We start from the raw sequence: 8,171 nt of genomic DNA, 5'->3' as shown, positions 1-8,171 counted from the left end.
ATGGGTCGCCGGCAAACGGTTGAACCTCCAAGAAGCCGGCGATGATGTGGACGACTTCGAAGGCGGCGGTGGCCGCAAGAAGTTCCGCAAAGAAGGTTTTCGCAAGGGGAAGTTCTCCGGCGGCGGAAAACGATCGTTTGGGAACAAGTCCCGCAACAACGGAAGTACCGCGCCGACCGCGAAACGCGGCAAGAAGAAATTCAAACCTTCTTGATCCAGGACGCGGCGTCGCAAAGTCCCGTGGCGGGATCGTTCACAGGCCAATACTCCAGCCCGACGTGGCCGGAGTAGTCGGTGTCCGCGATCGCGGCAAAGATGGACGGGTAATGCAATTCACCGCGGTCGAGTTCGTGTCGACCAGGGTTGCCTGCGGCGTGAAAGTGAGCGATCGCGTCGATGTTCTTCGTCAAATTCGCGATCACGTGACCCTCACTGATTTGTTGGTGATAGATGTCGAAGGTGACCTTCACATTCGGGCTGCCAACCTCTTCGATGATTGAGAACGCTTCGTCACTGCGGACCAGGTAATAACCTGCGTGGTCGATCAGTTCGTTGAGCGGTTCGATCGCCAACACAACGCCGGAATCTTCCAGCATCGGGGCGGCTTCTCTCAAACCTGCCACCATGCAGTCCCGTTGCTCTGCACGATCGACACCCGGTCGTGCGTCACCGACTTGAGAGATCAGCACGGGGCAATCCAGTCGACCTGCCGCCTCAACGGATTCTTTCAGGCCCGACAGGTATTCAGCTCGCGTGGCGGGATCAACGAGGCTGACAAATTTGGTGCAGCATGCCGCGACCTGCAGTTGCAGTTCTTCTCGAGCTTGATTGATTGCGTCCAGGTCCTTGTCCCACCACTTCCAAAATTCAAAAGCGGGGTAGCCGCACTCTGCGACCAATTTCATGGCATCCACGGTGGACAGGTTTTCGAGGACAGCGTCGACGCAGACAGAAGCTTTCAATCGAGCGGGTGAGTTCATGGAGGCGAGTTGCTTTCAACTTCGTGGTAGAGTTCGGCGAGCGGGACTAGGATTTTCTCCAGGTGATCCGCCCATTGGTTGTCAGGGAAAGCCGCGGGATTGGAAAGCCGCTGCATGCGAAGTGCGTCCAGTTGATCTTCCAATTCGTCGCGACGTTGAAGTTGATCGTCGGTCCAATTCAATGAGTTGGCAACCGGGGCGACCGTCATGCGGCCCGCCTGTTTCCCATCGAGCATCAACAGTTGCTCGGGGGTGAGCACTTTTTTGCGAAGGTCGTCGGCTTTGGTGCCTAACCCGTCCCCGTTGTCATCGATCAACGCATGCTCCGTCGCGATACGGTCTTCGGCTTCGTAGAACAGTTCGACGCCCTTGCTCGCTCTGACAAACGCTTCGCGAATCGAGACGGCATCGTCGTGGTCCAGGTCGGAGTCGATCGACGCCAGGGCTTTCGCAAAATATTGACCGAACCTTGCGAAGTTCTGTTCGTTGCCGCTCTTGGTCGCGGTCACGATGATTCGATCGGGGCCCGACAAAGCGTTGATGAATGGACCGCTGGAAGACGCGTTGTTGATGACCACCACAGGCCGTTTGAAACCCGCCAACCAATCCTTCAGTTGATCCGCCGAAACATCGGGGCCTCGCAAGTTGAACTTTGCGATGTTGCGAGCAAAAGTTCCGTGGCCAATGAGCGAGATCCACAGTGGTCGCGGGGAATCCGTTTCCATTTTTTGCAGAGCTTCCTCCAGCAACTGCAAATCGCTCTGTTCATTGTTGGAAGCCGCCTCGCCAATTCGAATTGTGTTCAACTTCGCCGTTTTCCCAAGTTGCACCCACGTGTCGGACCACTCGCGGAAGACGGGTTCATACGTTTCTTCGCCCGCCGCGCCGACAACCACAATCAGATCGCCACGAACGAGTGTGCTGTCTGTTGAATCCGCCGTTTGGGATTCTTGCTTTGTTTGGGAGGTCGTGATTGGATCGACCGACGACGTGTCTTGTCCCCAGCCCATCGTTGATGGGGGCATGCACAGTACGGTCGCGATGCCTAATTTGGCCCAGTGATTTCCACGAAGCGTTTTCAATCGGTCGCTCATGCGAGTCCTTTCCATCGTCGAAGTCCCCACTCACCGCAGAGGCATGCCATCGCGAGTACCATCACCCATGTTTGGTGCCAAAGGGGATAGACCCATGTTTCCGTCACTGGTATTTCTCGGTTGGGAAGGTCGCTGACAAAGTCGCCAAGGTCTGAGACTCGCAGGACTTCTCCGCCTGTCGATTCGGCCAAGTGATTCAGCCAGTTTTCGTTCCACGCCAACCGCTGAGTCTCCTCCATACCGGGATCGCTGACCCAGCCGCCTTCGTCGTTTCCGATGAAGCTCTGGTCGGCCGCTTTCACATCCGCCGAAACCATGAACCGACCGGATTCGCGAGAAACAAACGTGGCGGTGTATGTTCCCAGTTCATCCGCGTCCGGCCGAGCGGTGAGTGGGATCGGGATGCCATCTTCGCCGGTCACATTGAGTGTGACGGTTGCGTTTTCCATCGGCAGGTAGGATTCATCTCGTACCAGGACTCGCAAGTCGGTGGACCCGGTTGAGCTGTCCGGTTGGATGCCCAGTTCCACTCGGCGCGGGACTTCTCCGACCAACCAACGTGCCATCTGACGCCAAGCCTGAGCGGGATCGTCGTTGACTTCAGCGGAGTTGTTCTGCTGGTTCTTTCGCATTGACCAACGCCAGAAGTCGCCGATCGGCATGGCTGCGGTCCGCCCTTTGCCAAATCGCTGAGTGATGAATGCGGGAGCCGACTGGCCGGATTGCGTTTTCAACTGAGCCAGTTCGATCGCCCCTGGTTTGATGTCGCCCACTTCATGGGTGACTTGAAACGGTGGCATCTTTGAGAGTCGCAGTTTTTCAGCGGCTTCGGTTTCGCGGAGTCGCTGCCAGGGCTGCAGCAAACCCTCTCGCGTGATTGTCCACTTACCAGCGGGAGCCGGTTGATCGGGCCGATTTCGCGGGGCATAGACGGGGGAAAGTTCGCCCAAAGGTGTCTTTCCAAAGGAATCATCGTTGAATGATTCTTGGCCTCCCAGCATCAGCAAACCGCCGCCACGCAAGCTCACGAATTGCCGCAGAAGCAGCATCTGATCCTGCGTGAAAAACTCGGGTTCGATGTCATCCAGAATGATTCCGTGATAGGCGAACAGTTCCTCGGACGTATCGGGGAATCCCTTGCTGAGTTCTTCAGATTCTTTGACACCCAAGCGAATCATCACGGTTTCGTCGTACTGCTCGCGGGTTTCCTCTTCGTCGTCACCCAACCCAGCAAACAACGGGTTGCTCGTGTTCACACTCTTATCGCGGAAGTTGAATTTGCGTTCTTTGTCGGCGATTCGCAGCAACCCCACAAGCTGCGTTTCAGCGTCGCTCTGCAGTGCACGGCGGAGGAATTTGAATTCCCAATTGGGACGTCCAGCTAAGTACAGGATACGAAATGGTCCACGCCGCGGTTGAACGTCGATCCAACGCTGGTTGTTTCGCAGAGTGGCTTCATCGCCGGAGGATCCTTCCAGCCAGGCTTTGCCCTCATCGATTTGCGACCGAATCGATTTGCGTTGGGAGGGAGCGAACGCCAGCACGCGATAGAACTGCGTTCCCGATTGTTCCGGGCGAAAGCGGAAGGTCACCGATTGGAGTTCACCTTCTTTTTCAATGGTGACTGTTTTCTCTTCGATGGACGTTCCGGATGCGTTCAGTAATTGCACGACGACCTCTTGGTCTTCGATTCCGGTTGCCATCACATCGGCACGCACGGTCATCGGCGAGGTTTCAAAATCACTTTGAGTCACACTGACACGTTCGAGTCGCAAATCAGTCGGAGTGGTCGGACGGTCGGGCAGCACGGGGAAAATCGGAAACGGAGAATCCGTGCTGGTGATTGCTTCGGAATCGGCATCGGTGAGGTTGCCATCGCTGAAAAGAAATGCACCGGCGACGGGGCGTCCCTCGAGTCGCTGGGACAAGGCAGCGATCGACGTTTGCAAGGAGGACTGGGTGCCGCTGAATTCGAGCGTCTCGATGTCAGCGAGTCGGCTCAATCGCGAATCGGTGCCAAACAGCCGCACGTCGAAGGTTTGTTCCAGGCGAACTCGCCAGTCGGAGTCGGGTGCGAGTGCATCGGCAAAATTTTGACCGCGGGAAAGTTTTTCGTCGACGTCTTGGAGCTGCATGCTCTGGCTGGTGTCGACCAGAATCGGAAACAGGTTGGCTTGCGGGCGGGGACGCTCGCCCCGCCACATCGGTTGAAGCAGACACAGCAGCATCAATGCAACGGCAATCAGTTTCAGGGTAGCCGCGAGCACGCGAATCGGGGTGGACGCGCGAGATCGGGTGTAGGACCAGCCGATCGCAGCGGCGAGCACAACCGCGAGGATCGCGGCGGGGACGATCCACTCTGGTGCACCCCAGACCAAATGCTGGGTCCAGTTGTCAGACGTGTTGAGAGCGTCGTTCAAAGCCCGCTCCCAATTCGTTCGTAGTAACGTCGCACGGCTTCGGAGTATTGATCCGGAACGGGATCACGGTCGATTGGAACCAGGGATTGTTTCTTGGCACTGCGCCGCATGTATTCCTCAGCGAGATCGCGTTTGAGTTCTCGCATGGGTTCCACAATCATCTCTTCGACCAAGTCCCATTGAGGTGGTTTGGATTCGCGACGAATCTCTTCACGCATGTCGCGGGCTCGTTCCCGGATTCGGGTGGCGCGTGAACGCAGTTCGGGATCGGAGACCATCTCCTCAATGTCTCGCAAGCCATCCGACCATTCGCGAAAACCTTCGCCGGTGAGGGGCGATGTGAAGTTGCTCGGTGACGATGGTGCTTGGGCCGCACTTGGGTTGGCGCCCCCTCGTTCACCCTGGCTGGGGTTCATGGAGGGCGATTGCGATTGGCCTGGTTGTTGGGATTGGCCTGGTTGGGATTGGGAGCTGGGACGAAGTCCGGGAGGCCCGCTGGGACTCTCGGAATCCCCAGGCGTTTCGCCGTTTTCGGATGGTTCACCTTGTGCGGAGCCATCTTGGGGCTGCCCGTCCTGAGCTTGGCCGCCCTGCCCTGCCCCACCCTGCCCCGGTGAGCTGGGTTGAGATGGCGAGTCGGACTCCGATGGCGAGCCTGACTGCGGCAGTTGGCCACCTTCCGATTCGCTGGGTGATTGCTCGCCCGGTGGTAGGTTGCCGTTTGATTGCTCACCGGGTGGTTGTTCACTTTGCGGTTGACCCGTTCCGCCTTGGCCGGGCTGGTTTTCTTCGCTGGGTACTTCACCTCCGGGTGATTGGCTGCCTGGCTGGCCACTGGGTTGGTCACCAGCTTGGCCCTCCGGAGTTTGCCCCGGTTGGCCTTCACCAGGTTCTTCATCTTGAGGTTGGTCTGCCCTGCCCTGCCCGTTCGCACTCGGGGCGTCAGAGCGTGCTTGTTGAACTTCGTCGTCCACTGCGGATTCCAATTGCTCGGCTAGGTTGGCAGCCCGCTGCAATGCTTCCGATTCGTTTCACAGCACGCTTTCGGCGGCCGTTTCGATTTGTTCGCTCAACTCTTCGATCGCATCGCCGGCTTGCCCAGCCATCTGTTGCGACTGCGGGTCAAAGCCACGCTGAAGAAGTTGGCTGGCAGCGTCGAGTCGTTCTTCGGCGCGGCGTTGTTGAATTTCGCGAAACGCGTCGTAGAGATTTTGCGCGAGCAGTGGTTCCGACTCTTCTGCATCTTGGACGACTTCTTCGATGTTTTCCATCAGTTCGCCCAGCGATTCGCGTTGCTCAGTGAGAGCGTCGGTCAACTCTTCGCGACCGCCGCTGGAACGCAGTCCAGGTGATTCTCTGGGGGCATCCATCTCAGCGAGTTTTTCTTCGAGTTCTTGTTGCTGAGTGTTCAGGTCGCGGGCGCGTTCTCGCATCGACTGCATCGCTTCGTTGAACTGACCTGCAGCCTGTTCGCGAATTTCTTCGCGGACGGTTTCCAGTTCACGCTCGGCACGTTTGCCGCTGGACAGTGCTTTCCCGACGTCCTGTTGTTCCATCGCTTCGCCCGCTTCACGAATGTTTTCTCGCGTTTCTTCAAGCTGTTCGCTGGCTTCCTGCATGGTGGAAGCGTTCTCGGGTGAATTCATGCGTTCCATCAGTTCGTCGGTTTGACGAAGCATGTCTTGTTGCTGTTCTCGCAGGCGTTCCAGTTGGCGGCGGAGTTCTTCCTTTTCCTCTTCGTCGTCCGCCAGTTGCATCGCGGATTGAAGCTGTGCCAGTTCCTCATTGAGATCCTGTTGTCGACGAGCCAGTTCGCTCAACCGGCTGAGAACCTGACGCGTCTCGCGCTGAGCTTGCTGCTCCGGTGTCATCTGAGCTTGTTGCTGCGTCTCGTAGCGGTCCTGTTCCTGATCCAGTTCGAGTTCATCGAGTTGCTGCTGCTTGCGTTGTTGGCCCGCGGAACCTTGGCTGGGTTGCTGTTGTTGGGATTGCGTGACCTCGAATTCACTGGCTCGCATTCGCAGCAGACCGGCGTAAGCGGGTTGTTCTGCGACCACGGCAGCCGACAGGGGTTCTCGATCGCTGGTTTCGATCGCTCGTTTCAGTTCCGCAACGGCGGTTTGCATCGATTGTCGAACGTTGGCGGCGTGCTGCTTGGCTTCGGCTTCGTTGAGTTGCTGCGCCAGTTCATCCAGTTGAGCGATCACGTCTTGTTGAGAGTCGGCGACCACGCGAACGTCGGCGGTCGTTTGCTCGTTCCAGCGAACGGTGGATTGCATCAGCTTCCACGTTGCTTGAATGATTTGTTTTTGCGTTTCGATCAGCTCTTCGGCTTGTTGTTCTTGCTCGCTTGGTTCGGACGGTTCAGAAGGTTGGCTGGATTGCGGATCGCCTTCGCGAAAAATGTCTTCGAAGCGTCGGACCTCGGCGAAGTACAAATCGCTCTGCGTGCGTCGGAGGTTGGTCTCGGACGTTTCGATGTCCACCTTGTCCTCGGCCCAGAACGAGTAGGACAGCAGTTCGTCCGGTTTCGCACCAAGTGATTCCATGTCGACGAGGTGCTGGATCGTTTGCTTTTGATTGGCCGCAATGTTTTCGGCCAGCACAATGTCCTGCGGTGGTTTACCGGCGAATGTCAGCGAGACGCCAGCGCGAGCAAGCCCATGATCGTCGCGAACTTCCGCGGCGATCAGGAACTCTTCGAGAGCAGAAACGGAAAGGTCGCCGCCGACGGTGGGCCGGATCTTGGCCAACTGATTGGGAAGCATTCGAACGATGAGCTGAGTCGATGATTGGTTCGTGCGATCTTTCTCGTCCTTCAGTTCCACGTCGTATCGTTGGCTTTCGTCCACTTTGATCGTGGCGGACCACCACAGAGGACGCTCGGGGTCTTGGGTCAGTTCCAATGGCGAGGGAGCTTCGTAGTACTCTTCGTCTTTCTTGTATGGCTTTGGAAGGAGTTGGGCTGATGTGACCGGTTTGTTGACTCGCACCCACCAAGTGACTTCGCTGCCCTTGGCGACCGAGACCCGCACCGTGTCTTCGATACGACGGTTTTCCAGTCCGGTGAACTCGGGGTAAACGATCGCCGCGTCACTTCGGGTGACGGTTGGGTATTCGAAAACTTCGACACGATATTCTTCGCTTGTCCAGTGCGGCAGAGCGACTCGGTATGTGAAGGACTCGTCCACCTCGGGAACCAAACCGCCCCAAATGGGATCCGCCATGCTTCGCCGCATGGGCAAACGGGCGACTCGCGGTTCCTTGGGATCTCCGTCAAGTTGTTCGTCGGTTTCCTGGATCGATTCGACAGGTTGGTTAGCGATGGCGGTCAGGACGAGTTCCGGTTCGACAGCGGATTGGCGATTGATCCAGTCGGCTTGGAATTCTGCTGTGACCAACAAATTGGTGCCGCGTTCGATTTCTGTGCTACCGGGTTGAATCACCACGTCTGGTTTGGGCAGGGCAACCGAGGACGCTGTGGCAGAAGCGTCTGGTTCAGCGAGCAGGAAAGTGGCGGCGCAGACTAGTGACGCGACGGTCCCGGACAGTCCGAACAATCGGTTGACCCACAACCAACGCGACGACACGACGTCAGGCCAGTCGTTGTGTCGGGCGTGTTCGCGAGCCTCTTGCATGACTCGTTGGTTCAAGTAGTTGTCGGGATGTTGGGCGAC

6 protein-coding genes are annotated in these 8,171 nt (G+C 57.4%); 1 reads left to right on the top strand and 5 read right to left on the bottom strand.

Annotation, left to right across the window (positions count from 1 at the left end; genetic code table 11):
- A partial coding sequence (locus ACF8AM_RS10970; RefSeq protein ID WP_392555677.1) for a hypothetical protein occupies positions 1 to 214 on the top strand: 214 nt, incomplete at its 5' end.
- On the opposite strand, the gene ACF8AM_RS10965 is transcribed toward ACF8AM_RS10970, so the two are convergent.
- The 5 genes from ACF8AM_RS10965 to ACF8AM_RS10945 form a co-directional block, all read right to left on the bottom strand.
- On the bottom strand, positions 201 to 980 hold the full coding sequence (locus ACF8AM_RS10965; RefSeq protein WP_392555676.1) for a hydroxypyruvate isomerase family protein: 780 nt from the start codon (positions 978 to 980) through the stop codon (positions 201 to 203). The genes ACF8AM_RS10970 and ACF8AM_RS10965 overlap by 14 nt on opposite strands.
- Entirely contained in the window at positions 977 to 2,074 is a 1,098-nt protein-coding gene (locus ACF8AM_RS10960) for a hypothetical protein (RefSeq protein WP_392555675.1), read from the bottom strand. The genes ACF8AM_RS10965 and ACF8AM_RS10960 overlap by 4 nt, the downstream gene beginning before the upstream one ends.
- On the bottom strand, positions 2,071 to 4,494 hold the full coding sequence (locus ACF8AM_RS10955) for a hypothetical protein (protein WP_392555674.1): 2,424 nt from the start codon (positions 4,492 to 4,494) through the stop codon (positions 2,071 to 2,073). The genes ACF8AM_RS10960 and ACF8AM_RS10955 overlap by 4 nt, the downstream gene beginning before the upstream one ends.
- Positions 4,491 to 5,510 (bottom strand): hypothetical protein, encoded by a 1,020-nt coding sequence (locus ACF8AM_RS10950; protein ID WP_392555673.1) that lies wholly within the window; start codon positions 5,508 to 5,510, stop codon positions 4,491 to 4,493. The genes ACF8AM_RS10955 and ACF8AM_RS10950 overlap by 4 nt, the downstream gene beginning before the upstream one ends.
- 15 nt (positions 5,511 to 5,525) lie before the next feature.
- A partial coding sequence (locus ACF8AM_RS10945; protein ID WP_392555672.1) for a hypothetical protein occupies positions 5,526 to 8,171 on the bottom strand: 2,646 nt, incomplete at its 5' end.

Origin of the sequence: Rhodopirellula sp. JB055 (assembly GCF_043100905.1) — a bacterium.
Lineage (GTDB): Bacteria > Planctomycetota > Planctomycetia > Pirellulales > Pirellulaceae > Rhodopirellula.
This window is presented reverse-complemented; position numbering and strand designations above follow the sequence as displayed.

Coding starts and splice junctions, on each gene's coding strand:
- ACF8AM_RS10965 (WP_392555676.1), bottom strand. CDS start 980: ATGAACTCACCCGCTCGATTGAAAGCTTCTGTCTGCGTCGACGCTGTC.
- ACF8AM_RS10960 (WP_392555675.1), bottom strand. CDS start 2,074: ATGAGCGACCGATTGAAAACGCTTCGTGGAAATCACTGGGCCAAATTA.